Origin of the sequence: Nannocystis pusilla (assembly GCF_026626665.1) — a bacterium.
Classification (GTDB): Bacteria; Myxococcota_A; Polyangia; order Nannocystales; family Nannocystaceae; genus Nannocystis; species Nannocystis pusilla.
Genome location: NZ_JAPNKE010000002.1, coordinates 3805992 through 3830463, shown reverse-complemented (window position 1 = coordinate 3830463; position 24472 = coordinate 3805992). Strand labels below are relative to the sequence as shown.

Sequence of the window (24472 nt, the reverse complement as noted above, 5' to 3'; positions counted from 1 at the left end):
TAGAGAGCGCGCGAAAACGATCTCATTGGTGTGCCGGGACCGAGAGCGCAGCGACTCCGCCTGGCGCCGTCCGTCCGCAAGGAGCTGGAGGCGCTGGCGCGGAGTCGTTGCATCGAGGCGCGCCTGGTTCAGCGAGCCAGGATCGTGCTGCTGGCGGCCCAAGGGCTCCCGAACGCCGAGATTGCTCGGCGAGTGGGCTGCCACGTCGACACCGTGAGGCAGTGGCGCCAGCGCTTCGCCGAGGACGGCCGGGTGAGCACGCTCGCAGATCTGCCGCGCAGCGGCCGTCCAGCGCGGGTCTCCGCGGCAACGCGGTGCGAGCTCATCAAGCTCGCATGCGACAAGCCGGAAAACCACGGTGTCAAGCACCAGACCACGTGGACCTACGGGGCCCTGGCGAAGGTGCTGCTGCGCGAGACGGGCGTGAAGCTCAGCGTGTCCGAGGTGGGCAGGATCCTCCGCAACGAGGACTTCAGACCTCACAAGATGAGGTTGTGGCTGCACAGCCCCGATCCTGAGTTCTGTCCCAAAGTACAGCATATCTGCGACCTCTATCATCACCCGCCGGACGAGGCTCATGTCATCTGCGTCGACGAGAAGACCGGCATGCAAGCACTCGGACGCCGGTTTCCGACCAAGCTTCCGGCCCCTGGACGGGCCGGTCGCTTCGAGTTCGAGTACATCCGACGTGGTACGTGGTGCCTGTTCGGCGCCTTCGATGTTCGCACCGGCGAGCTGTTCGGCGAGTGCAAGGCAGGGCGCGAAGCCAAGGACCTCGTCGCATTCATGGAGGGCCTGGCGCGCAAGTACCCGACCGGCGACGTGTACGTCGTCTGGGACAACCTCAACATCCACTACGATGGTCGAGAGGAGCGCTGGGCCCGCTTCAACAAGCGTCACGGCGGCCGGTTCCACTTCGTCTACACGCCGCTGCACGCGTCGTGGGTCAACCAGATCGAGATCTGGTTCTCGCTGCTCCAGCGTCGCGTCCTGCGCCACGCCGACTTCCCCGACGCCGACGCGTTGCTTCGCGCCGTGAGGGGCTTCATCCGGCACTGGAACCGCAAGGAGGCCCACCCGTTCAACTGGACCTTCCGCGGCCACTTCGTCCAGAATGAGCGGCGACTCGCCTCATGAGCCGCCCTCGAACCACCGCCCGCCGCGCCGTCCCCGACACGGACGACGACCTTCGCGCCGTCGAACAGTTCTTTCGCCGTCGTCCAAACCTCGCGCACATCCGCGTCCGCCACCGCGGGGCGCTCATCACCCTCGAGTCCGGTCCCTCAAACGACCCTATCCCGCACGCTCGCCTGCGCCGCGTGGCCGGCCAGATCTGGCAGCTTGAGATGGCCACCCACACGGGCCGCTGGCAACCGACTCCCCTCCGCGCCCCCCGCGACGCACTGCTCGAGGCGCTCGTCGCGGACTTCGGGTGGGTCCTCACGCCTCAGGCCTAACAACCCTCGAAGAACTTCGGGGCGGCTGTACTAGTGCGGTGAGGGCGGGCTTTCAATCAGGGGGCAGCGCTCCGCCTGCGAGGTCCGCGGGTGCGGCCGGGGCCCGAGCGCGGGCCGGGCGCCCGAACCCGACCAAGGTCGGGTCCGGCGTGCGGGTGCAACGATCGCGCGCGGCCCGGGCGAGCCCGCGCGTTCGCGGTAGACTGCGCGGCGCATGACGACCCTCCCGAACGATCCGTCGGCCCAGCGACGCGAGGCGACCTTCCCGCGGCTCACGCCGGCGCAGCAGTCCCGGCTGTGCCGCTACGGCCGCCGCCGCCCGACGCGGGCCGGCGAGATCGTGTTCGAACACGGCGAGGTCGGCACCAACTTCTTCGTGGTCCTCTCGGGCACGCTCGAGGTGGTGCAGCCGGGCTTCGACGGGGTCGAGCACCCGGTGGTGATCCACGAGCCGGGGCAGTTCACCGGCGAGATCAACATGCTGAGCGGCCGCCCGAGCCTGGTGCGCGCGCGGGTCGGCGAGCCGGGCGAGCTGCTGGAGGTCGACCGCGAGGGGCTGCGCCACATCGTCCAGGTCGAGGCCGAGGTCGGCGAGCTGCTGATGCGCGCGTTCATCCTCCGCCGCGTCAGCCTGATCGCCCACAACGCGAGCGACGCGGTCCTGGTCGGCTCGGTCCACTCGCCGGCGACGCTGCGCCTGAAGGAGTTCTTGACCCGCAACGGCCACCCGTTCTCGTACATCGACGTCGAGCGCGACGCCGACGTCGCCGGGCTGCTCGAGCAGTTCCAGGTCGGGGTCGACGAGGTGCCGGTGATCATCTGCCGCGGCAACATGGTGCTGCGCAACCCGACCACGGAGGAGGTCGCCCGCTGCCTCGGCTTCAACGCCGACGTCGACCGCAGCGTGCTGCGCGACGTGGTGGTGATCGGCGCGGGGCCGGCGGGGCTGGCGGCGGCGGTCTACGCGGCGTCGGAGGGGCTCGACGTGCTGGTGATCGAGCGCAACGCGCCGGGCGGGCAGGCGGGCTCGTCGTCGAAGATCGAGAACTACCTGGGCTTTCCGACAGGTATCTCGGGACAGGCGCTGGCCGGCCGCGCGCTGACGCAGGCGCAGAAGTTCGGGGCCCACGTGGCGGTGGCGATGGCGGCGGTCCGGCTCGACTGCTCGCGCACGCCGTACGTGGTCGAGCTCGGGGCGCAAGGCTCGGTGCAGGCGCGCTCGATCATCCTCGCCACGGGCGCGGAGTACCGCCGGCTCGGGGTGCCCGACCTGCACCGCTTCGAAGGCGACGGGGTCTACTACGGGGCGACGCAGATGGAGGCGCAGCTGTGCTCGGGCGAGGAGGTGATCGTGGTCGGCGGCGGCAACTCGGCCGGGCAGGCGGCGGTGTTCCTGGCCGAGTCGGTGCGCCACGTGCACATCCTGGTGCGCGCGAGCGGGCTGGCCGACAGCATGTCGCGCTACCTGATCCGCCGCATCGAGGAGCACCAGAAGATCACGCTGCGACCGTACACGGAGATCGTGGAGATGTTCGGCGAGACGAGCCTCGAGCAGGTCCGGTGGGTCAACCGCAAGGACGGATCGAGCGAGACGCGGCCGATCCGCCACGTGTTCTCGATGGCCGGGGCGCGCCCGAACACGGGCTGGCTCGAGGGCTGCGTGGCGCTCGACCCGGCCGGCTTCGTCAAGACGGGCCCCGACCTGACGCCGGCAGAGCTGGCCCAGCGGCCGTGGCGACGCGCGCCGTACCTGCTCGAGACGAGCCTGCCCAACGTGTTCGCGGTCGGCGATGTCCGCTCGGGCAACGTGAAGCGCGTGGCCTCGGCCGTCGGCGAGGGCTCGATCTGCGTGCAGATGATCCACCGCGCGCTGGCCGAGTGAGGACCAGCAAGGGAGCTGTCATGGCGAAAGAGATTTGTGACCACCTCGACCAGATCCACGACGTCCGCCCGCACACCCGCGGCTGCGAGGAGTGCCTGAAGCTCGGCGACGAATGGGTCCACCTGCGGCTGTGCATGACGTGCGGCAAGGTCGGCTGCTGCGACTCGTCGAAGAACAAGCACGCGACGGCGCACTTCCACGAGACGCAGCACGCGATCGTCCGCTCGCTCGAGCCGGGCGAGCGGTGGTTCTGGTGCTACGTCGACGAGGTCGGCTTCGAAGCAGGGTGAGCGGCGGGGCTTCGGCGATGGCGCGAGGCCGGCTGCGGTCGGCGGGCTGCTCCGCGCGAGCGTGAGGGGCGGGCCGTCGCGCCGCGCGATCACGGCGCTTCGGGCGAGACGAGGTTGGCGCAGCGGGCGTAGTATCGCGGCAGTCGCTTGTCGGCGTAGAGGTCGAGGTACGAGCCCCACCTGGGCCGATGTACGCGCATTCGGTGGACATCGCCGGCTTTGAAGCGGCGCAGGCCCTCGCCCGGCAGTTTCCGGCAGGGGTCCGCGCCCATCTCCGGGCAGCTGTGCGCGACGTACAGGTCGCGCTCGGTATAGGTCCCCTCGATCACTTCGAGGACCTCGTAGCGCATCACGAGCTTGATGTGCAGGTCGCCACAACCCGGGGCGCTTTTGCGATCGACGAGCCGGGCGAGCACCGTGAGCTCCTTCGAAGGTTCGGGCGCCGCGCTCGCCGGTGCGGGCTCATCTGGCGGGAGGAGGGCGGGGGGCGACGGCTCGCCGTCGGGGGGCGTCGGTGTGGCATCGACGGCGTCGGGAGGCACTGGTTCGACGGTGTCGGGAGGCACTGGTTCGACGGCGTCGGGAGGTCGGGCGGATTCGGGGGGCGCCGGCGCGGTCTCGGAGGTGGCGCCGGTCGGGCGGGGGGCGTCGGCGTGGGCGTCGATTCGCTCGCCGGCGTACACCCGACCGCGGTGAGACAAGCCGAGAAAGTCACGAACAGGGCAACGAGCGCGCGAGGAGGACGCATGTGGACCGGACAGCGGTGATCGGTCGGAGTTCCGGAGCCGCGAGGCCGGGCGTGGTCGCTCGCGGTCCAATGGCGGCGCTTGGATCCGACGCGGTGATGTCCCTGCGCTCCCATCGAGTGACTGCCTGGCGCCTCGACGCGCTGACTCGGGGACGTCGCCGTCCGCGGTGAGGTCGGCTGGCGACTGTGATGGGCGGAGCCTGGGTCGTCGTCGCGCCGGCTCGGTGCTTCACGTCCCGAAGTGAAGGCCGGGCCGTTCACAGCGCGAACACCTCGAGGTTGTCGAAGGCGACGCGGGCCTCCCAGCCGCCGAAGGCGAAGTGGCGCTGGGCGGGGCCGGTCAGCGGCTCGGGGTCGTCGTAGGCGAGGACCTCCTGACCGTCGAGCTCCCACCGGATCGCGCCGTCGCGGCGGGTGATGGCGAAGTGGTAGCGCTTGCCGGCCTCGACCTTGAGCGACTGGGTGGTCTTGCGTTCGCCGCCGTGCTCGTCGCGGCGGACGATCGCGCTGGTGGTGTTGTTCCAGCCGCCGAAGATGACGACGTAGCCGGTGGCGGTGTAGCTGGCGCTGCGCGCGAAGCTCTTGCCGTCGCCCGCGAGCTCGACCTTGATGTCGCCCTCGTCGGTGGCGGCGCGGGCGTCGAACTCGACGCGCACGTTGTCAGGCAGCGGCAGGGTCAGCCACAGGGGGTGGTTGCGCAGGCCCTCGGTGACGAGCTCGCCGCTCTCGAGGCGCGCGCCCGGGCCGGTCGATTTCCACGAGGGGCCGAGCTCGGGGCCGTCGAAGCGGTCGGCGAACAGCAGCTGGGCCGGGCCGGCGCTGCTGTAGGTGCGCGGCAGCTCCTCGCAGGCGAGGAGGAGCGCGAGGAGCGGGGCGAGGCGGCGCATGGTGCGAGGGACAGGTCCGAAGGGAAAGGTCGGAGAGGACATGTGCGAAGGGCCACGTCAGCCGCGGGCGGCGGGGTCGGGGCCGAGCATGCGGACGAGGCGGTCGGTCCAGCCTTCGGGCAGGTCCTTCGGGACATGTTCTTCGGGGTCGAAGGCGGCGGCGCCGATCTGGTCGAACACGGCGGGGAGCGGTTGCGGGTGGAGGGCGAGCTCGAGCAGGACGACGCCGGCGCTGAAGAGGTCGGAGGCCGGGGTGGCGCGGGCGGCCGGGCCGGGGCTGCGCAGCTCGGGGGCGAGGTAGCGGAGGGTGCCGGCGTGGCCGCTGCCGGAGCGCGGGTCGGCGAGGGCGAGGCCGAAGTCGGCGAGGGCGACGGGCGAGCCTTCGCGGGCCTCGCGGACGAGGATGTTGGCCGGCTTGATGTCGCGGTGGACGGCGCCGGCGGCGTGCACGGCCCGCAGGGCGCTGACGATCTGGGCGCCGACCCGCGGGAGGTCGGCGGGGCCGAGCAGGCGCTTGCGCACGGCGACGCGCAGGTTGCCGCCGCGGCACAGGCCGAGCGCGACGAAGCGGTGCGCGGGCTGGACGTCGAGGAGGGCGATGACGTGCGGGCTGCGGACGCGCGCGAGGGTGCGGGCCTCGGCGAAGAAGCGGGCGCTGACGAGCCGGCCGTCGCTGCCCTCGGCGACGAGGCGCTTGATGGCGACGTCGCGGCCGACGCGGCGGTCGAAGGCCTGATAGACGACGGCGTGGCGACCGCGACCGAGCGGGCGGCCGAGCTCGTAGCGGTCGACGCCGAGGCCGGCGACGAGCTCGGTGGCGTCGAGACCCTCGAGGAGGGCGAGGCCGCGGCTGGCGTGGGCGCCCCCGCGACCGAGGCGGCGCTGGGCGGTGCTCCAGCCGCGCAGGGCGCGGGCGTGGTCGATGTCGACGGCGAGCAGGGCCTCGAAGTGACGCAGGGCGCCGAGCGGGTCGCCGCGGTCGAGGAGGGTGTCGCCGAGGAGCAGGTTGGCGGCCGCGTAGGCGCCGGTCGGCTGCCAGCGGCTGTCCTCGACCTCGGGCAAGGCGAGAGCGGCGCGCGCGAGCTCGACGCCGAGGTCGGGCGCGAGGGCGTCGCACAGCTCGCGCGCGAGGACGAGGACGAGGTCAGGCCGCGGGCGCAGGCGCAGGTGGGCGGCGAGGCTGACGAGCGCGCCGCGGACGTAGCCGGCGTGGCTGAGGTCACGCAGCTGACGATCGATCTCGGGGGCCGGGGCGCCCTCGACGAGCCGGCGCGCGAGGGCGGCGATGCCCGGCAGCTCGCGCGGCAGCTCGGCCCCCTCGGAGAGGCGCGCGAGGACGGCCCGCAGCTGGTGGTCGAGGGCTGGATCGGCGCGGATGTCGCCGCGGAGGGGCTCGATCGGCATGATGGTCGAAGAGACAGGTGAGGCGCGAGGGCGGAGAGACGATTCGGAGGATGAGCGCGAGGGCGGAGAGAGGGCGGAGAGAGAGGCGGGCGAGCAGTGCCGGGAGGTCGAGGAAAGGCCGAGAGGACAGGTGCGAAGGGACAGGTCCGAGGGGACAGGCGCGAAAGGGAAGGTCTGAAAGGACAGGTCTCGGGGGGCAGGTCCGAAGGGTCAGGTCATCGAGATCTCGAGCGTCAGGCGGCCGTCGGGCAGCTCGAGGTGGAGGCGGTCGCCGTGGAGGAGCTCGACGCTGGCGCCGGTGCCGAGCGGCTCCTGGCCGAGCTGGGCGCGCACGCCGGCGGCGATCCGCACGGCGATGAAAGGCGGACGCAGCTCGAGGACGGCGGGGATCGGGCGGTCGGGGGCGAGCCACAGGGGCCGCCGCCGGGGAGGTAGAGGGTCCACGGGGCGGCAGAGCCCTGGCCCTGCGGGCGCAGGAGGGCGCCGAGCTCGCCGCGCTCGCGCGGGAGCGGGTGGACCTCGAGGCGGGCAGCGGACAGGCCGAGGGCGAGCTCGCCGGGGCCCTCGAGGGCGACGGGCTCGCCGGGCGCGAGGGTCTCGCCGCGCCAGAAGGTGCCGGCGCGCGAGCCGAGGTCGACGAGGGCGACGGCCAGCTCGACCTCGTCGAGGCCGGAGGCGCCGCTGCCCGCGGCGGCGGCGATGGCCTCGAGCCGCAAGGCGGCGTGCTCGCGCGAGAGGCCGGCGCCGCCGAGGCTGAGCTCGACGTCGGGCGAGCGCCCGAGCCGCAGGTCGGCCCGCAAGACGACGCGCGTGACCTGACCTGTCCCCCAGCGCAGGTCGACCCGCTGGCCGCGCGGGAGGGCGACGCCGAGGTCGGCCTGGACGCGGGCGAGGGCGGCGCGCAAGAGCGGAGCGCCGCTGTGGGCGAGCGGGCCGCGGGTGGTCCGCGAATCCTGCAGGTGCTCCTGCAGCAGGCCGTGGGCGAAGAACCGCCGACCCTCGCGCAGGGCGGCGTCGATCTCGTCGCTGGCGCGCTGGAGGACGGCCTCGGCGTGCTCGATGCGGTCGATGAGGCCGAGCACGTACTCGAGCTGGGTGACGGCGCCGGCCCGCTCGTAGGCGACGGCGGCGCGCCGGAGCATGTGCAGGCGCTCGTAGATCTCGCCGGCGATGGCGCCCTGATCGGCCTCCTCGAGCGCACGCGCGGCTTCCATGAGGATCGCGCGCCGCGGGGCGCCGTCTTCCATGAATTCGGCGTGGCGCAGGAGGGTCTCGGCGAGCGCCTGGTGGAGGCTGCGGCCCTCCTCGGTGGCGCCGGAGTGCCGCGCTGCCCCCTCGCGCAGGAGGGCGATCCGCTGGGCCGTGCCGCACAAGGTGTGGGCGTACTCGAGGCGCAGGGCGGCGGCGCGGGCGTGGTCGCCGGTGTGCTCGAGGGCCCGGGCGCGGGCGAGGCCGTCGCCAGGGCCAGGGCGCGCCGGCGTGTCGAGCGCGGCTGCCGGCGGACGCAAGGCAGGCGGAGGCGGCGGCGGCGGACGCGGCTTGCTCGGGCGGGACAAGCAACTGCCATGCTAACACGCCCGGAGGCCGCGCGCGGGCTGCTGCGGGCCTCAGGGGCGAAGATGGCGAGGTTTCGCGGGGCCGGGCGGAAGGCCGCGAGGGCCCGGACGCCGAGGCGGCCCGGGCGTCGGGGCGAGCCGCGCACGGCTTTCGGAGCGCGTCGGCGGAGGGTCGGGTGCGCGAGCGATCGACCGGCACCCGGAAGCCGAGGCGGACCGAAGCGTCGCGAGCTGCGCAGGGCCTCGAGGGGCGCGTCGGTCCGATCGGTCGCGCGGCATCGGGGCCGAGGATCCGTCGGGTGGGCGCGCATGTCCGAGGGCGAGGCGGGGAATCTCCGGCCAGCGCGGGACGATGCGAGGCTCGAGGTCTCGGCGAGGCTGGTGAGGTGGATGCGTCGGGCGACGCCGATGTCGGGGACCGCGGGGGCTCGCTCGGCCCCGCGGAGACGGGCGCGGGGTGGCGGTCGCGGTCCCGGCTGTCGTCGCGGTCACGGCGGCGAGCGCGATCCCGCTGTACGCGCGGGCTGGCGGCCGAAACGACGCCGTAGATGGTCCCGAGGGGAGCGGCTACACTCCCGGTCCCGATGCCCGCCCTGCTCGAGCCGATCGCCGCCGGACAGACGCGCTTTCATCTCCAGGGTCTGGCGCCGGACGCTCGCGGGGTGGCGTGCGGGCGCGAGACGCTGGTGACGTTCCCGTCGCTCGATCGCCTGGTGGCGTTCCTCGGCGCGTACAGCGAGGAGTGCAGCCTCGACGAGCTGATCCCGACGATGACGATCGAGCGGGCCCGTCGCGACGGCGGCGGTCATGCGCTGCTGATGCGCTGCGCCGGGGCCGACAGCTACGTGCTCGACCGCCTGGCCCGGCTGTCGCTGGCGGTCCACGGGCAGCTGTTCAGCGGCAGCGGCACCGTGTTCGTCCGCTACCGCGACCGCATGGCCCCGTTCGGCTACGACCTCGCCGGCGGGACGACCACCGCCGCGAGCCCCGAGGAGGTCGTGGTGGTCGATCACGACGTGACGGCGCGCTACCGCGCGCTCGACCGCCTCGACCCGGTCGAGCTGATCCAGCGGCTGTCGCTGCGCCAGATCCCGCTGCCGCTCGCCGGCATCGCCTCCGACCCGCAACTGTGCGGGCTCCACGAGATCGCGCTGGTGCTGGTGGCACCTGGCCTTTCGGACAGGATCCTGAGCTACTTGTGGGGCAACCAGGTAGCGCTGGCGGGGGTCCGCGTGGCGCTGGCCGGCGAACGGCGGGCCAGCCTGCTGCTGCGGCTGCGCCAGCCGAGCGGGCAGGTGCTCGACGTGCTGCACGGGATCCCGGGGGTCGAGCTGCTGGCGCCGGTGTCGCAGCGCGCGGCGGTCGAGATCGGGTATCGCCACCCGATTCATTTGGCGTCGGCGTCGTCGTGCCTGCCGGGCGACGAGATGTACCTGTTCCGTGGCCGCGTCGGCCGGGTCGAGCGCCTCGACGGGGCGCCGCAGTTCATCGACGGGGCCCACCTCGTGCGCAGCGACGTGGCCGCGCGGGCTCACGAGCCGGGCGACGCCCGCGGCACCGCGGTGCAGGCGCTGAAGGTCGAGCTGCGGCTGCGGCCGACGGCGTCAATCCGCGAGCCGCGCGGGGCGCTGATCCGCTGGGAGCAGGCGGGCCTGCTGCGGCGCTTGATTTATCTGATCCCGCCGATGGCGCTGGCGGCGGCGCGGCTGGCGGTGCTGCCGCAAGGGATGCTGGTGCTGACCGGGTCGTCGCTCGGCGGCACGGCCGGGCTGGCGGCGGGGGTCGGCGCGGCGGCGATCATCCCGCTGGGGATGCGCATCGTCGAGGTCGCGCCCGGGGTGCTGGTGCCCGACGGGTTCGAGCTGTGGCCGCACGTGCGCCCGCAGCTGGTGCGCGAGCTGCTGGGGCTCGAGGCGGCCGATCACGCCCTGTTCCTCGGGACAGATCAGAGCCCGCTGCGCCTGCGGCCCGACCACCTGGCGCCGCTCGACGCGGCGATGATGAGCCGGCTCGAGCTGGCGGTAATCGAGGCGAGCCCGTCGGACTCGCCGACGTCGGGGCCGGCGACGCTGCTCAACGAGCGGCTCGGCCGGTTCGCGCTGTGGGGCTTCGGCGAGGCGGGGCGCGGAGGTCGGCCCGCGGTCGAGGAGACCAGCGGGACGCCGGAGCTGCCGCCGGGACGAGAGTCGTGACCCGGGACCTCGGCGAGTTCTGCGCGCGCTTCGTGGCGCCCCTGCTCGGGGGCGGGACGGTCCACGTGGCCGCGCCGGTGCGGCCGGCGGACTTCCGGGCGATGTGCGGAGCGCTGGCGACGCTGCGCACCAGCGAGGTCGCGGCGCTCCGCCTGCAGCGCGCGCAACAGCTGGTGGCCGAGCCCGACCTGCACGAGCCCGGGGCCGAGGAGCTGGCGCTGTGGGTGGCGCTCTACAACCTGCTCGTGCTCGACCACCCCGACCGCAGCCGCGTGTGGGCCCGCCAGGCGACGTGGCGGCGGGTCGAGTCGGCCGCCCGCTACTGGCTGCTGTTCAGCCGGCCCGAGGGCTTCTCGGCGGCGCTAGCCAACCACGCGGCGGTGGGGGCGTTCCTGGAGCTGTCGCGCCGCGACCAGATCCTGAGCGGCGCCGAGGGCGAGCTGCGCTTCGTCGGCCAGGAGATCCCGCGCCGGCGCCTGCGCTGGACGGTGCCGGGGGCGCTGTCGGTGCGCGAGGAGACGGTCAACTGGTGGTCGACCGCGCACGTGGCCGAGGTCTCGGCGCTGCTGCAAGATGTCCTTTGGGCCAGCCCGGTGACCTGCCTCCTGCGCCCGTTGATGGCCCCGCCGGGCTACAGCCCGCTCGAGGGGGCGAGCTTCCTGCGCCACCGGGCGTTCGCCCGCGCGGTCTGCCACGCGTGGGCGTCGTCGCGGCACTGGATCGAGATCGGCGGCACCGTCCTCGGCTCGCTGCTGTTCTCGCTGACCGGCCGCCCGCTGTCGGGTCCGACGCCGACCTCGGGAGCGACGGGCGCGCAGACCGCCGGCGCCCGGCCGATGCTGGCCCTGCCGGCCCCCGTCGACAGCGCCGGGCCCGAGGACGTCGCGGCCCTGGTCGCGGCCCTCATCCACGTCCACTTCCTCCGCGTGCTCGAGCTCGGCGCCCGGCTCGGCGTCGCGCCCACCAGCCGCGACCGGCCGGTGCAGATGTTCCTGGCGCTGCCGCTCCTGCTGCCCGCGCTGGGGGACGTGCTGGGCTCGCCGCTCGGCGGGGCCGCCAGCCTCGGCTTCGACGCGCAAGTGGAGCGGCGCTGGATCGAGTATATCGATCACCTCGGCGAGCTCATCCCGCGCTCGGTCGTCGAAAATCTCCTGGCGACGCTCGTCCCGCGCGTCGTAAAAGCCGAAACATAGCCATGAGCACCACCCCGGCCACCTTCTCGATCAGCGACCTCGCCCGCCGCCTGCAGGACGGGGCGCGCCAGCTCGAGCAGCAGTTCCTCGGCAAGGAGGAGATCATCCGCCTCCTCTTCATCTCGGCCCTGGCCGGCGAACACATGGTGATGGTCGGGCCGCCCGGCACCGCCAAGAGCGCGATCGTCCGCGCGTTCGCGCAGGTGATCGACGCCCGCTTCTTCGACTACCTGCTGACCCGCTTCACCGAGCCCAACGAGATCTTCGGGCCGGTCGACATCCAGGCGTTCCGCCAGGGCACGTACCGCCGGCGCATCGAGAAGATGCTGCCCGAGGCCGAGGTCGTGTTCCTCGACGAGATCTTCAAGGCCAACAACGCCATCTTGAACAGCCTGCTCACGCTGGTCAACGCGCGCCGCTTCACCCACGGCACGAGCACGGTGCGGGTGCCGCTCATCAGCCTCTTCGCGGCGAGCAACGAGGTGCCGACCGACGAGGCGCTGTCGGCCATCTTCGACCGCTTCCTGCTGCGCGTGCGCTGCGACTACCTCGACAGCTATCACTTCCGCGGCCTGCTGCAGAAGGGCATCCAGCTCGAGGTGCAGCAGATGGCCGACCAGCAGGTCGGGCGCAAGGTGGCGACCGCGGCCGAGCTGCTGACGATCCAGCGCGACTTCGGCTCGCACGTGAAGATGAGCGAGGAGTTCCTCACCACCTTCAAGGGCATGGTGTTCCAGATCCGCTCGGAGGGCATCGGCCTGTCCGACCGCCGCGTGGTCAAGCTGCTCAAGGTGTTCGCCAACTCGGCGCTGTTCGACGGCCGCGACCACGTGACCGACGCCGACCTGTTCATCCTCCGCCACGTGTGGAACACGCCGGAGCAGGAGGAGATTCTCCAGGAGATCGTCGGCCCGGTGCTCGACCGCTGGTACGAGTCGCACCCGGACCACGGCCGGATCGGCGCGACGCCGACGAGCCTGCAGGACCTGCTCGAGGAGCTGCGGGTCATCCGCGAGACGCTCACCGGCAGCCAGGTGCTGTCGGACATGCAGCTGTTCAGCCAGCTGCGCAACCTCGGCGACATCAAGGCGGCGCTGCTGCGCATGCAGGACAGCCCGACGGCCCAGCGCATGGTCGGCGAGGTCGACAAGCTGCTGGAGACGATGTTCGCGTCGAGCCGCTTCGCGTAAGAGGTGCCCGCCTCCATGGCCGACGTCCGCAAGCCCCCGCCGCCGCGCGCGGCCCCGCCTCAGCCACCGGCGCCGCGGACGTCGCGGCCCGCCGCGGGCGGCCAGGCCCAGGCGCCGCGGGTGACGCCCAACGTGGCCGAGCTCGAGCGCCAGGTCGGCAGCCTGGCGCTGTCGCAGATCGACGGCGCCGGCGCGCTGGCGATGATGCGCGCGCTGGTGTGGCAGGGGATCCTGGCGCGCCTCGGCGTGGCCGTGCCGCTGGTGATCCTGCACGACCTCGGCTGTCTCATCACGGGCCTGGGCGGCCCCGGCCCGGTGGTCAAGGGCATCGCCGAGTCGGAGCTGTGCGAGGCCTGGCGTGGGCTGCTCGTCGAGCTCGGCGAGAGCGACCTGGTGCGCGCGCAGGCCGGCTGGAAGCACCGCGACCAGATGATCGGCGTGGTCCTGGCGCGGGTGTTCGCGCCGGTGGTCCCGCAGCTGCCCGACGACGTGCGGGTGCTGCGGCCGATCGAGCTGCCGGTCGACGCGGTCCACTACGCGAAGGTCGAGCCGAGCTCGGCGTACACCCGCTACGACCAGCGGCAGACGATCGCGTGGCTGCAGACGCTGACGACGCATCGGCTCCTGCCGCTGCTGGCGGTCGAGCAGATCGACGTCGACGCGCTGCGCCTGTTCGGCCTGTTCCGCGGCGGGCCCGGCGAGGCGGCCGCGGGCGTCGACCTGGCCGACCTCTACAACGTGATGGTCAGCCCGGCGCTGGCCGACGTGATCGACTTCTCGATGGAGCTGCTGCCGTCGATCCTCGAGGTCAAGCGCGAGGCCGGCCAGCAGGTGTTCTCGATCGACGGCTACGCGTCGATCGAGCGCTTCGGCGGGGTCGACGACCTCGAGCTGTCGCAGCTCGCCTACGACGAAGACATCTTCGAACAGAAGTTCATCGACGACGAGCTGTTCTACTTTACCCACGAGAAGCAGGTCGAGAACGAGCACCGCACCCACTACGTGCTGGTCGACGGCTCGGCGTCGATGCGCGGGGTGCGGGAGGTGTTCGCCCGCGGCCTGGCGCTGGCGCTGTGCAAGCGGCTGGCGCTGCTCGGCGAGCACGTGATCCTGCGCTTCTTCGACAGCCGCCTGTACGAGGGCGTCAAGGTCGGCGCGCAGGGCCACGCCGAGGTGCCCTACGTGCTGCAGTTCCGCGCCGAGCACGGCCGCAACTACGCCCGCGTGATCCGCCAGATCAACGCCGAGCTGTCGGCCCCGCGCCGCTCGGGCGGGGGCGGCGGCGGCAAGGTGCTGGTCTACCTGCTGACCCACGGCGAGTGCCAGCTGCCGCCCGACGACGTCGCCGCCCTGGCCGCGCGCGCGCCGATCTACGGGGTGTTCATCCTGCCGAGCTCGGGCGTGCTCGACCTCGGCTACCTCGACCTGTTCTACCGCGTGCACGTGATCGACGACCAGGCGATAAGCCACGGCCGCCGGGCCCAGCGCGCCCGCCAGATCATCAGCGACGTCGAGGCCGGCCATCGCCAGGCCCAGCCGACCCGGCGCAAGACGGGTGCCCCGAAGACCATGTCCGTCGGGACAGGGTTGAAGGGACAGGGGCGGAGGCGGCGGTGATCGACACCAACGTGCTGTGGATCCGCGCCGAGGGGGCGCTGCGGGCCGGCCGCCACGCCGACGCCCAGATCTACCTGCGCCAACTGGTCCAGGTGGTCGACCGCATCGACTTCGAGTACGAGGAGTGGCTGCGCGCCTACGTCGACTCGCTGCGCGCGACCGGCAACTGGGGCGAGGGCATGGCCTGCCTGTCGTACCTCGGCGCGCGCGAGATGCCGGGGCCCGACATCATGCGGCTGTACGCGCAGCGGGCCCAGGCCGGCGACGCCGACGCGATCCGCACGGTGCGCCTGTACGCGATCTATCTGTCGCGCGCGGGCCAGCACCGCCCGGCGGCCTCGTGGTTCGAGCTCGGCGGGATGCCGGTGCACCGGGCGATCGCGCTCGAGCGCGCGGGCGACGACGCGGCCGCGTCGCAGCTGTGGGCCCGCATGCTGGCCGGCGACGCGCTGGTCGACCGCGACTACGAGCGCGCGCTGATGAAGATCAACTACGCGCTGTGCCTGCGCCGCCTCGGCCACGAGCGCGCGCGGCAGGCGATCGCCGACGCGACCACCAGCGTCGAGGAGGTCGCCGACGCGTTCGAGAGCGAGGGCCTGCGCGAGCGCGCGTTCGACTGCTACCAGCTGATCGCCCGCCTCGGCTCGGAGACGCGGGCGTTCGAGAACGTGGCCGAGGGCTACCTCAACAGCGTCCGGATCCTCCGCGACGACGGGCTCAAGCTCGACGCGCTGCGCCTGTACGAGACGTTCATCGCCATGGCCCGCGAGGCCGGCGAGTTCCACGCGGTGGCGTCGATCCTGCGCGAGGCCGCCGACTACTGCACCCGCTCGGGCCTGCCGTACGCCGACGACCTGCGCTGGCGCAGCGCGGAGGCGTGGATCAAGGCGGCGACCGAGGCGCTGGCCGCCGGCCACCCGCCGCAGATCATCGAGAACGCGTGCCTGGCCGCGGCCGAGGCGTTCGCGTCGGTGCGGGCGTTCCGCCAGGTCGCCGAGTCGTACCGCAAGATCACCACGCTCGACCTGCCGGCCAAGAACCGCGAGCGCGCGCTGCGGCTGATCCGTCGCCTCGGCGACGGGCCCCAGGACGCGCCGCGGCCGATGCCGGTACCCGAGTTCCTGCGCCAGCGCCGACTACGAGGAGGTCTGGTACGTCGACCTGGCCGAGTGGGAGCTCGGCGGCGACCCGGCCCTGGTGGCCGCCGGCGTGATGGCCGACCGCCGCTTCCCCGACTACGTGCGCCGCCACGCGCTGCTGCTGGTGCTCGAGCTCGAGCGCCGCGGGCAGGCGGTGCCGCCGCTCGAGATCGTGAAGAGCCTGGCGGTGGTCCGCGCCTACCCGGTGATCGCCGGCCTCGAGGCGATGTACCGCCACGGCGACGCGTCGCTGCGCGAGTCGGTGGCGGCGGCGATGGGGGCGCTCCGCTTCAAGCGCAGCTTCGGCCTGGTGTCGCAGGCGTTGCGCGACCCGAGCGCGCCGGTCCGCAAGGCCGCGGCGGCCTCGGTCGAGCGGCTGGTGTTCCCCCACGCGTTCGAGCCGCTGCGCCGGATCTTCGAGGCCCGCGACCTGCCCGACCCGGAGGCGGCCCGCAAGGCTGCGCTGACTGCGATCGGCAAGATCGGCAGCGTCGAGGCGCTCGACTTCCTGTGCGACCGCCTCCGCGAGGGCGAGCAGCCGTTCGTCAAGGTCGCCAGCACCGCCATCAGCGAGCTGCCCAACTCGGAGCTCCTGCCGTACCTGCGCCGCCAGATCGAGTTCGTGCCGGCCGAGCACCGCGCGGTCCTCGAGGACACCGCGCAGCGGCTCGAGCACCGCCTGCGCTGAGCGCGGTCAAGACGGAGCCGCGGGCCTGGCGGTCGGGTGCGGAGCGGCCGGCGTCATCCAAGATGCGCGAAAGGACATGTCCGTCGCCTCGGGCCTCGCTCGCCGCCAGCCCGCGTCGCGCTCGCCGAGCCGGGCGGCGCGCCCGTGAGCGAAGGAATGCGCCGACGGGGCGGCGGCGGCGAGTGCATGCATTGACCGCGAATGTGGGCACGGACCGTGGTCGCGATCACGGCGCGCCGCCGCTCGCCGCCGCGGCCGATTTTTCCCGAAATCACGCACGGATGCTGGTTTGGCGGGCTTTGCCAGGCGAACGTCGTTCGAGTCACATCAATGGAAATTGAGGTGCCGCCCGGCCGACCGTCGCCATCTTTCCGATCGATCATGCGTGCCAACGTCGTCCTGTACCTCGCCGTGGCGCTCACGGCGTCCTGCGGTGAGAAGGAGAAACAAGGGGTGGCCGTCACCGACGGCGACACCGAGCAGGGGCCGATGGTGCCGATCATGGAGACCGGCACGACCACGTCCACGAGCACGTCCACGACCACGGGGACCAGCAGCGCGGTGCCGACGACGTCGACGACCGGCGAGGGCACGACGGCGCCGGCGACGACCACCGGCGAGATGACCACCGGCGTGCCGCCCGCGGAGACCGAGGGACAGAGCTGTCAATTCATCGCCGACTGCCCGGAGTCCGCGCAGTTCTGCGTGTTCGGCGAGTGCCACGACGGCAGCGAGGGCGACCCGTGCGAGTTCCACGAGGAGTGCAGCGCCGCGGCCCCGCGCTGCATCATGGGCGTCTGCTACGACGGCAGCGAGGGCGACCCCTGCAAGACCGACACCGACTGCGCCGAGGGCTCGAAGCACTGCGTGTACGGGGCGTGCTACGACGGCAGCGAGTTCGACCCGTGCGAGTTTGTCAAGGACTGCATGGACCTGATGAGCTGCGAGAACAACCAGTGCGTCTGACGATCGGCGAGACATGTCCGGGCGGACATGTCTCGACAATGATCAGGCCTGCGCGCCGATGATCCTGTCGGCGTTCATCTGCGGCTCTCCGCTCACTCGGTCACTCCGTCGAGCAGGAACTTCTTCATGAACAGGATCGTGGCGTACATCTGGTAGTCCTGGTTGCGCTTCTTCTGGAAGCCGTGGCCCTCGTCCTTGCCCTCGAGGTACCACACCGGCGTGCCGCCCTGCTTGAGGGTGGCGACGATCTGGTGCGCCTCGCTGGCCGGCACGCGCGGGTCGTTCTTGCCCTGGATGACGAACAGCGGCTTCTTGATCTCGGCGGCGCGGGTGAGCGGCGAGATCTCGAGCAGCTTCTTGCGCATCTCCGGGTCGCGCTCGTCGCCGTACTCGACGCGGCGGAGGTCGCGGCGGTAGGCCTCGGTGTTCTCGAGGAAGGTGACGAAGTTGCTGATGCCGACGATGTCGACGGCGCAGCGGATCCGGTCGGCGAAGTGGACCGAGGCGGCGAGGGTCATGTAGCCGCCGTACGAGCCGCCCATGACCATGATGCGATCGGCGTCGAGCTCGGGCCGGCTGGCGATCCAGTCGAGCGCGGCCCCGAGGTCCTTGACCGAGTCCTCGCGCTGGGCGCCGTTGTCGAGCCGCACGAAGGTCTTGCCGTAGCCGGTCGAGCCGCGCACGTTGGGGTAGAGCAGGGCGACGCCGAGCTCGTCGAGGTAGTAGTTGTTGCGGGCGATGAAGCCGGGCTGCGACTGGCCCTCGGGCCCGCCGTGGACGATGACGACGACCGGGCGCTTGCCGGCGAACCGCGCCGGGGGCTTGTAGTAGAAGCCGGAGATCTCGCGGTCGTCGAAGCTCTTCCACGTCACGAGCTCGGGCTCGCTGAAGGTGCCGGGGTTGAGGGTGCCGACCTCGCTCTCGGTCCAGCGCTCGATGACGCCGCTCTGGACGTCGAGCACGTAGGTGTCGGCGGGCGAGCGCGCCGACGACAGGCTGAAGGCCAGCAGCTTGCCGTCGGGGTGGAAATTGAGGCCGCCGATCGTGCCGGCCGGCAGGCGGGTCTTGATCGGCCGCTCGCGCCCGCTCGGGAGGTCGTGCAGCCGCAGGCGGTCGACGCCGGCCTCGTTGACGATCGAGGCCAGCTTCTTGCGGTCGTGGCTGACGGCGAAGCTCTCGACGTCCCACTGCACCGGCGGGCCGAGCGGGCTCACCTGCTTGGTGGCGAGGTCGAGGGTGACGAGCTCGCGGAACTCGCCCTGGCCGTCGGTGGTGGTGATGACGCCCTTGCCGTCGGCGGTGAAGCTGGCGCCCGACCAGACGACCGGGACATCGCCGGTCTTTTCGGTCAGCTTGGTGCGCTGGCCGGTGGCCAGGTCGAACAGCCACAGGTAGCTCTCGTTGACCGAGACGTACTCCTCCGCGAGGAGCTGGTTGCCGTCGGCCGAGAAGTCCGAGGGCGACCAACCGCCGCCCTCGACCTCGGCGACCAGCTTGTCGGTGGTCGGGTCGCGCGGGTCGACGACGTAGAAGTCGGTGTCCTTCTTGTTGCGTCGGGTCGAGGTGTAGGCGAACTTTTCGCCGCCGCGGGTCCACGGGCCGAGGCTGTTCTTCGACGCGCCGTCGGTGAGGAGGGTGAGCTTGCCGTCGGCGCGATCGAAGCGCCAGTTCTGCGCGAACTCGTTGCCGCCGATGTCCTTCGACAACACGAAGAAGCTGCCGTCGCCGACCGGCGGATAAATGGCCCCGCCGACGCTGTCGTTGAAGAAGGTGAGCTGGCGACGGTCGCCGCCCGCCATCTTGACCTCGTGGATCTGGGGGGCTTCGGCGAAACGGGTGCGGATCAGCAGCGAATGCTCCTTGGGGTGCCACTCGAGCGCGGCGGCCGAGCGCGCCTCGGAGTAGGTGCCGACGCCGTCGGCGATGGCCCGCGGGATCGGCGGGATGTTCTCCGCGGTCAAGCTGTCGGGCATGTTGACGATGTCGTCGGAGACGGGCGGGCCCGGGACGATGACGGGCGGGGCGTCGGACTTGCCGTCGCGCGCCTTGTCGGTGGCGGGCGGGGCGTCGGCCTGGTCGGTCGGCTCGACGCGCTTGGCCTGGATCGTGGCGACCTTCGGCGCGTCCTTCGACGGCGGAGCGTCACAGGCAGCAGCGGCGAGGAGGAGGAGACAGACGCGGTGCGAGGTCGGCATGGTGACGCGCGCGACTATAACCGACGGCCGGCCGCCCGCGCTGGAGGCTGCAGCGGAATGCGCAATTTGCCGCGAGGTCGGTCGCAGAGCGAGAATTTGCGGGTGGTGACGGCGGGGCGGACGCTCCGCCGAATGTGACAGCGGGCTAGCGGACCTCGCCCAGCCACTCGACGAGCCCGTCGAGCAGCTCCGGCACCACGGGCAGGCTCGGATCGAAGTAAGCCTGCCACTGCGACGCCTCCTCGAGCTCCGCCGCCTTGAGCACGTGATTCATCCCCTCGATGATCCGCACCTGCGAGGCCGGGGCCGCCGAGGCCAGTCGCTCCGCGTCGATGATGCCGACCTGGATGTCCGTCGTGCCCTGGACGATCGCGCTCGGCACGTCGAGCTGCGCGAGGATCGCCGCCGGATCGTACGCGAACCACGACAGGAGGTACGGCTGCACGCTGGGCCGGAAGAGGTCGTAGAGCTCGGGCGAGACCTCGGCCACTTCCTCTCCGACCGCGAGCGAGTCGAGGATCGCGTCGGCCTCGGCGAGCAGCGGCCCCGTCAGGCGGACTGCCAGCTGCTCGCGCAGCAGCTCTTCCGCGGGCCGTCCCGGGCCGGCGAGCGACACGAACGCGTCCGCGGGGCTCCGCTGCGCCGCCAACATCCCGATCAGCGCGCCCTCGCTGTGACCCGCGATCGTGACCCCGCGGAAGCGCTCGTCCTCGGCGAGCAGCTCCACCCACGCCGCGGCGTCGTCGACGTAGGTGTCGAGGCGAAGGTCGCGCTCCGACGCCGGCCCGGCGGCGGTGCTGGCCGCCACCCCGCGCTTGTCGAAGCGCACCGTCGCCACGCCGCGCTCGGCCAGCCCCTCGGCCAGCAGTTTCAGGGCGTCGTTGACCATCTTGACGGAGTTGCCGTCGCGATCCGTGGGACCGGAGCCGGCGTGGATCAACACCACTTCGAATGGACTGCAACCGGCCGGCAGCAGCAGCGAACCGTCGATGTCGCCGGTCGGCGTCGCCAGCACGATGGGCTCGCTCTTGGCCCCCGGACACCGCGCCGCCAGCTCGTCGACGACGCCGTCGCCCACGCCGACCGGCTCGCTCGTGCTCCCGTCTCCGCCCGGTTCCCCGTCGCAGGCCCCCGCCGCGGACAGCGTCAGGGCCGCGCCGACGAAGCGCACCATTGTCGCACGCATGAATCGCCAGGGCCCGCGAAAATCGTTGTTGCGCATGAATCCCACCACCCCGAAGACCCGCCCATCGGCGAGGCCTCGCACGCGAAATACAGATGTGCCCCCGAAACTCGGGGCACGTCAAGGCGGACAGGTGACACGCGTCTCAACAGCCGCTGTTGCGGCGAAGCTCGCGCCCCGGCGCCCGATTCGCACGTCACCTTATGCGCAATGTGTCCTGCAATCGCGGTTGTCCGGGCGCGGACATTCGTACTACATCCTCGGTCGTCGACTGGGCGGAATACCGACACCACGCGCTAAAGGTGCCTTCACGCTCTTCCGCCGCAGGCGGCGCCGTCAGCGAATCGAGCCATGGTGACGCCGCCCACGGCGCGACGAGAGCACCTCGATCGCGACTTGATGCGCTCGCGCCGCCGGCTCGAAGCGGCGCACCGAGCCCGCCAATGCGACGTCGATTCAGACCGTCCACGCCGGCGGAGGCAGTCGTTCGACGGCATTCCGGGCTGCTCACGGCCGGTTGGGCAAAAGCGATGACGCGATCGACACCATGCGCGCGCCGTCGGCGAATGCGTCGACTTCGACCGCGCGCCGGAGCGTGGCGGCTCCGCAGCGGCCCGCGGGACGTCGATCGTCCGATGCAAAAGGAGCGCGTCGCTCGACAGGGCGGCGCACCTACGTGTGGCCACGTCGGCGGCCTGGGCGAGGGTCCGGGCTCGCGGCTCTTGCTGGCGTTCGCAGCGGCCGCGGGCAGGTTCGAAGGCGAGGTCCGGAGCCTCCGCGTGGCCGAGCGATCGCACGACGTCGAGTGCGCCTCAGGGGCTCCGAGCGTCCTACACCCCATGCGCGGCCGCTGCCGCGGCGGAAGTCCGGCCTCGTCTGGCCCGTGCCGCAGGTCCGCTGCGCTCGATGAACCTGCTACCTTGTCTCGAAGGGACCGTCGAGGACGTCGACGGAGCGCCGTGGCCTCATACTCGTCGACCCATCCGTTCGCCTATCACGTCTTTCCATTGACGGCAGCCCGGTCCATTTGGCGCCTCGGCGCGTTGCACGGAAAGGACGACCTCGGCGCGCTCGGACATATTCGTCGCACCACCGGCGACCTCGATCGCAAGCTGGGGTTCTCGCGGTTCGTCCACTTCTATCTCCCGCGCAGAGGGGCCTCCCCGGAGGACCTGCCGATCCTCGGCGCGCAGCTCCAGCCGGCCCGCGCGCCGGCCTGTCCGCACGCGATGCTCGTGGTGCCGACGGGGCCGCTGAGCGACGAGGCGTCGACGATCTGCAACTGGAACATCGCCGTCAGCCGGCCCGGCGTCGCCGGCGTGTGTCAGGGCGGCAACTGGACCCGCGGCACCCATGCGCCGCGGATCCTCGAGGTCTGGCGCGCTCTCCGGGACACGAACCCGGACGCCGAGACGGCTCGCGGGTTCTGGGGAGAGCCGGAGGTGCCCATCGTCGCAGGTCCGCAGATCGCGGGGAACCTCAAGCTCCTGGCTCGCGCGCCGCGCAAGATGCCCGAGCTGCTGCTCCCGTCGCCCGCGCGCGTGTTCGCGGGCGCGAAGATCGTCGCGTTCTCTCGCGCCGACCTGGCCTCGTTGCAGCTGCTCGGTTCGCCGCCCGACGGGGCCGCCCTCGAACTCGGCTCGTTCTCCGGCTACGACCTCGACGCCGATCCGCTGGGACCGAGGCGCGCGCTCCTCGACGACTATCTCGCCGGTCGTCGGGAGGTCGCCCCCGCGATCGACTTCGACGCCATTCGCCATCGCGCGTGAGCGGCTGATGACGACGGGCCTCAGCTCGCGCCGAGCGAGCGGAGCAGCATGGTGCGGATGCCGGTGAGGTCGGCGTCGATGCGCGTCATCGGGTGAGCCGCGGCGGGGCCGTGGGGGACCGTGCGGAGCTGGCCCGCGCGGGTGACGTAGGTGACGCAGGTCGAGGAGCGGTTGCCGCGGACCATGGCCAGCGCCTCGGCGAGGATCGTCGCCTGGTCTTCGGAGCATGGCGTGAAGGACATGTCTCCCCAGGCAGGTCGTTGCACGGCCGCGGCGGCGTCGGACACCAGGCCGGGGGCGTGGGCGCGGAGGTGGTCGAAGGCGCGGACGAGGCCGGCCTGGTCGTCGGCGGCCGCGTAGGTCAGGCCGAGCTCGACCCATGCGCCGATCCGGGCCGGGTGGCTGACGACGGCGTGCTCGAGGTCCGCGAGGGCGCCCGCGAGGTCGCCGGTGGCCGCCCTGGCGCCGGCGCGGTGGGCGTAGACGGCCGGGCCGACGGTGCCGCGCATCTGGGCGATGCCGGCGGCCGAAACGGCGAGGGCGCCGGCGGGGTCGCCTGTCCTCTGGGCCAGGAGGGTGAGGCCGACGTAGGCCCAGCGGGTGCGCGGGTTGATGGCGATGGCGGCCTCGAGGTCGGCGCGGGCGCCGGCGTCGTCGCCGAGCCACATCCGCAGCTCGCCGCGGTGCGCCAGCGGCAGCGAGGAGCGCGGCCAGCGGGCGCAGGCGGCGTCCAGCAGGGCGAGGGCGCGGGCCGGGTCGGCGCTGCGGATGGTCTGCAGCGCCTGGCGCGAGGCGTGGCGAACACCTGTCCTCGTGGACAGGCGCCGAAGGACATGTCCGTCGTGATAGGTGGCGAAGGCGGAGCGGTTGCAGCCCATGCGCGCGAGGGCGTCGCGGGTGGCGTCGACCAGCGGGCCCTGGCGGTCGGCGGCCAGCGCGGCCGGGCCGTGCGGGGAGACCTCGGCGAGGGCCTCGGCGAACTCCTCGATCTGGCGCGGATTGACGGGGGCGTCGGGGGCCGGGCGCTCGCCGGCGGCGGCGAGGAAGCGCAGCATCCAGGCGGCGAACAGGTAGCCGTCGCCGATCGCGGTCGCGCGGGTGAGCGCGGCGTGGGCGGGCTCCCACGCGCCCAGGCGGATCAGGGCCTCGGCGCGCGACAGCTCGGCGGCGGGGTCGGGCACCGAGCAGGCGAGCTCGAGCTCACGGAGGGCGGCGTCGACGTCGCCCTCCGCGAGCAGAGCTGGCCGCGGATCCGGCAGGCCCCGGCGCGGCCGCGCGAACCGGGGACGGCCTCGGCGCGGGCCAGGGCGCCGGCGCGATCGCCTGTCCACAGGGACATGTCCGCGAGGGCGAGGGCGAGCGCAGGATCGTCGGGTCGCAGGCGCAGGCCGGCCTCGCCGTGGCGGGCGGCGCCGGCGAGGTCGCCGGTCTCGAGCAGGGCGAACGCTGCGGCGCGGTGGTAGAAGGCGGCGTCGTCGGCGGGGGCGAGGCGGACCGCGGCGGCGACCTCGATGGCGCAGTCGTGATCGTGGCCGGCGCGGGCCAGCGCGGCCGCCAGCTCCATGCGCAGCTTGGCCGACTCGGGGGCGCGCTGCAGGCCGCGGCGGGCTGCGGCGATGGCGAGCTCGAGGTCGCCGCTGCGCAGGTGCAGCTGGGCCTCGAAGGCGTCCCAGGTCGGGTCGGTGGGGTCGGCGGCGCGGCCGAGGGCGATCGCGGCCGCGACCTCGCGCTCCCAGCCGAGGGCGCTGGCGTAGCCGACAAGGCGGGTGGCCGCGGCGCGGGTGGCCGCGGGGGCGGCCCGGGCGGCGGCGGCGAGGGCGTCGAGGCAGCGCTGATAGTCGTGGGTGGCGCGCAAGACGGCGGCGGCGGCGAGGGCGACCGCGGCGTCGTCGGGTCTGTCCTTCAGGGCAGCTTCGGCCGCCGCGCGGGCCTGGGCCAGGCGGCCGTGGCGAGCGAGAGCGACGGCGCGCAGCAGGGAGCCGCGGGCGCCGAGGCGCGGGTCGTGAGCGTCGAGGTCGCCGGCGTCGAGCGCCGCTTGCAGGCGCCGAGCCGGAGGTGGCAACGCGCGCGTCACGAGCTCCTGCGGGCCGGGCGGCGCGGTGAACGGGCCTGGCCT

Annotated in this window: 20 protein-coding genes; 11 read left to right on the top strand and 9 right to left on the bottom strand. The window is 72.7% G+C overall.

The features are described 5' to 3' along the window. The first annotated feature begins 30 nt into the window (after positions 1–30). The 4 genes from OV079_RS16805 (at position 31) to OV079_RS16790 (ending at position 3629) form a co-directional block, all read left to right on the top strand. On the top strand, positions 31–1137 hold the full coding sequence (locus OV079_RS16805; RefSeq protein ID WP_267769327.1) for an IS630 family transposase: 1107 nt from the start codon (positions 31–33) through the stop codon (positions 1135–1137). Continuing rightward, positions 1134–1457, top strand: a complete 324-nt coding sequence (locus OV079_RS16800; RefSeq protein WP_267768255.1) for a hypothetical protein — start codon at positions 1134–1136, stop codon at positions 1455–1457. Before OV079_RS16805 ends, OV079_RS16800 begins: the two co-directional genes overlap by 4 nt. A gap of 214 nt (positions 1458–1671) precedes the next feature. Further along, complete coding sequence (locus OV079_RS16795; protein ID WP_267769775.1) at positions 1672–3339, top strand: FAD-dependent oxidoreductase; 1668 nt, start codon at positions 1672–1674, stop codon at positions 3337–3339. 20 nt (positions 3340–3359) lie between these two features. Beyond that, positions 3360–3629, top strand: coding sequence for a UBP-type zinc finger domain-containing protein (locus OV079_RS16790; RefSeq protein WP_267769774.1), 270 nt, complete (start codon positions 3360–3362; stop codon positions 3627–3629). A gap of 89 nt (positions 3630–3718) precedes the next feature. On the opposite strand, the gene OV079_RS16785 is transcribed toward OV079_RS16790, so the two are convergent. The 4 genes from OV079_RS16785 to OV079_RS16770 form a co-directional block, all read right to left on the bottom strand. Then, the gene (locus OV079_RS16785) at positions 3719–4045 is read right to left on the bottom strand and encodes a hypothetical protein (RefSeq protein ID WP_267769772.1); all 327 of its coding nucleotides are present in this window, start codon (positions 4043–4045) and stop codon (positions 3719–3721) included. 589 nt (positions 4046–4634) lie between these two features. Continuing rightward, positions 4635–5264, bottom strand: a complete 630-nt coding sequence (locus tag OV079_RS16780; protein ID WP_267769771.1) for a DUF6250 domain-containing protein — start codon at positions 5262–5264, stop codon at positions 4635–4637. A gap of 57 nt (positions 5265–5321) precedes the next feature. Continuing rightward, positions 5322–6668 carry a serine/threonine-protein kinase gene (locus OV079_RS16775; RefSeq protein ID WP_267769770.1) on the bottom strand — a complete coding sequence of 449 codons (1347 nt, stop codon included), beginning with the start codon at positions 6666–6668 and terminating at the stop codon, positions 5322–5324. A gap of 233 nt (positions 6669–6901) precedes the next feature. Further along, the gene (locus OV079_RS16770) at positions 6902–8224 is read right to left on the bottom strand and encodes an FHA domain-containing protein (RefSeq protein ID WP_267769769.1); all 1323 of its coding nucleotides are present in this window, start codon (positions 8222–8224) and stop codon (positions 6902–6904) included. 584 nt (positions 8225–8808) lie between these two features. Here OV079_RS16770 and OV079_RS16765 point away from each other — a divergent pair. Genes OV079_RS16765 through OV079_RS16750 form a run of 4 tightly spaced genes read left to right on the top strand, consistent with a single transcriptional unit; the run spans position 8809 to position 14416 of the window. Further along, on the top strand, positions 8809–10416 hold the full coding sequence (locus OV079_RS16765; RefSeq protein WP_267769767.1) for a hypothetical protein: 1608 nt from the start codon (positions 8809–8811) through the stop codon (positions 10414–10416). Then, a complete protein-coding gene (locus tag OV079_RS16760) occupies positions 10413–11609 on the top strand; it encodes a hypothetical protein (RefSeq protein ID WP_267769765.1) in 1197 nt (398 codons plus the stop codon). Before OV079_RS16765 ends, OV079_RS16760 begins: the two co-directional genes overlap by 4 nt. 2 nt (positions 11610–11611) lie before the next feature. Then, positions 11612–12799, top strand: a complete 1188-nt coding sequence (locus OV079_RS16755; RefSeq protein ID WP_267769763.1) for an AAA family ATPase — start codon at positions 11612–11614, stop codon at positions 12797–12799. A gap of 3 nt (positions 12800–12802) precedes the next feature. Further along, positions 12803–14416 (top strand): hypothetical protein, encoded by a 1614-nt coding sequence (locus tag OV079_RS16750; protein ID WP_267769762.1) that lies wholly within the window; start codon positions 12803–12805, stop codon positions 14414–14416. Between the two features lie 817 nt (positions 14417–15233). Here OV079_RS16750 and OV079_RS16745 read toward each other — a convergent pair. Further along, positions 15234–15434 carry a hypothetical protein gene (locus OV079_RS16745; RefSeq protein ID WP_267769761.1) on the bottom strand — a complete coding sequence of 67 codons (201 nt, stop codon included), beginning with the start codon at positions 15432–15434 and terminating at the stop codon, positions 15234–15236. Between the two features lie 179 nt (positions 15435–15613). Between OV079_RS16745 and OV079_RS16740 the strand changes: the two genes are divergently transcribed. After that, positions 15614–16243 (top strand): HEAT repeat domain-containing protein, encoded by a 630-nt coding sequence (locus tag OV079_RS16740; RefSeq protein WP_267769760.1) that lies wholly within the window; start codon positions 15614–15616, stop codon positions 16241–16243. 381 nt (positions 16244–16624) lie between these two features. Then, complete coding sequence (locus OV079_RS16735) at positions 16625–17209, top strand: hypothetical protein (protein ID WP_267769759.1); 585 nt, start codon at positions 16625–16627, stop codon at positions 17207–17209. A gap of 92 nt (positions 17210–17301) precedes the next feature. Here OV079_RS16735 and OV079_RS16730 read toward each other — a convergent pair whose 3' ends face one another. Then, positions 17302–19404: a S9 family peptidase gene (locus OV079_RS16730; RefSeq protein ID WP_267769757.1), complete on the bottom strand. Its 2103-nt coding sequence runs from the start codon at positions 19402–19404 to the stop codon at positions 17302–17304. 145 nt (positions 19405–19549) lie between these two features. Then, the gene (locus tag OV079_RS16725; protein ID WP_267769756.1) at positions 19550–20578 is read right to left on the bottom strand and encodes an alpha/beta hydrolase; all 1029 of its coding nucleotides are present in this window, start codon (positions 20576–20578) and stop codon (positions 19550–19552) included. Between the two features lie 1052 nt (positions 20579–21630). On the opposite strand from OV079_RS16725, the gene OV079_RS16720 reads away from it, so the two are divergent. Next, complete coding sequence (locus OV079_RS16720; RefSeq protein ID WP_267769755.1) at positions 21631–22356, top strand: hypothetical protein; 726 nt, start codon at positions 21631–21633, stop codon at positions 22354–22356. A 20-nt stretch (positions 22357–22376) separates the two neighbouring features. Here the strand turns inward: OV079_RS16720 and OV079_RS16715 are convergent, their stop codons facing one another. Then, complete coding sequence (locus tag OV079_RS16715; RefSeq protein ID WP_267769754.1) at positions 22377–23537, bottom strand: tetratricopeptide repeat protein; 1161 nt, start codon at positions 23535–23537, stop codon at positions 22377–22379. Continuing rightward, positions 23495–24430 (bottom strand): tetratricopeptide repeat protein, encoded by a 936-nt coding sequence (locus tag OV079_RS16710; RefSeq protein WP_267769753.1) that lies wholly within the window; start codon positions 24428–24430, stop codon positions 23495–23497. Before OV079_RS16710 ends, OV079_RS16715 begins: the two co-directional genes overlap by 43 nt. Between the last annotated feature and the right edge of the window lie 42 nt (positions 24431–24472).

Bases quoted from the DNA above. Each gene is read 5' to 3' on its own strand.
- OV079_RS16800 (WP_267768255.1), top strand. From the start codon at position 1,134: ATGAGCCGCCCTCGAACCACCGCCCGCCGCGCCGTCCCCGACACGGAC.
- OV079_RS16795 (WP_267769775.1), top strand. From the start codon at position 1,672: ATGACGACCCTCCCGAACGATCCGTCGGCCCAGCGACGCGAGGCGACC.
- OV079_RS16790 (WP_267769774.1), top strand. From the start codon at position 3,360: ATGGCGAAAGAGATTTGTGACCACCTCGACCAGATCCACGACGTCCGC.
- OV079_RS16780 (WP_267769771.1), bottom strand. From the start codon at position 5,264: ATGCGCCGCCTCGCCCCGCTCCTCGCGCTCCTCCTCGCCTGCGAGGAG.
- OV079_RS16775 (WP_267769770.1), bottom strand. From the start codon at position 6,668: ATGCCGATCGAGCCCCTCCGCGGCGACATCCGCGCCGATCCAGCCCTC.
- OV079_RS16765 (WP_267769767.1), top strand. From the start codon at position 8,809: ATGCCCGCCCTGCTCGAGCCGATCGCCGCCGGACAGACGCGCTTTCAT.
- OV079_RS16755 (WP_267769763.1), top strand. From the start codon at position 11,612: ATGAGCACCACCCCGGCCACCTTCTCGATCAGCGACCTCGCCCGCCGC.
- OV079_RS16735 (WP_267769759.1), top strand. From the start codon at position 16,625: ATGCGTGCCAACGTCGTCCTGTACCTCGCCGTGGCGCTCACGGCGTCC.
- OV079_RS16730 (WP_267769757.1), bottom strand. From the start codon at position 19,404: ATGCCGACCTCGCACCGCGTCTGTCTCCTCCTCCTCGCCGCTGCTGCC.
- OV079_RS16725 (WP_267769756.1), bottom strand. From the start codon at position 20,578: ATGGTGCGCTTCGTCGGCGCGGCCCTGACGCTGTCCGCGGCGGGGGCC.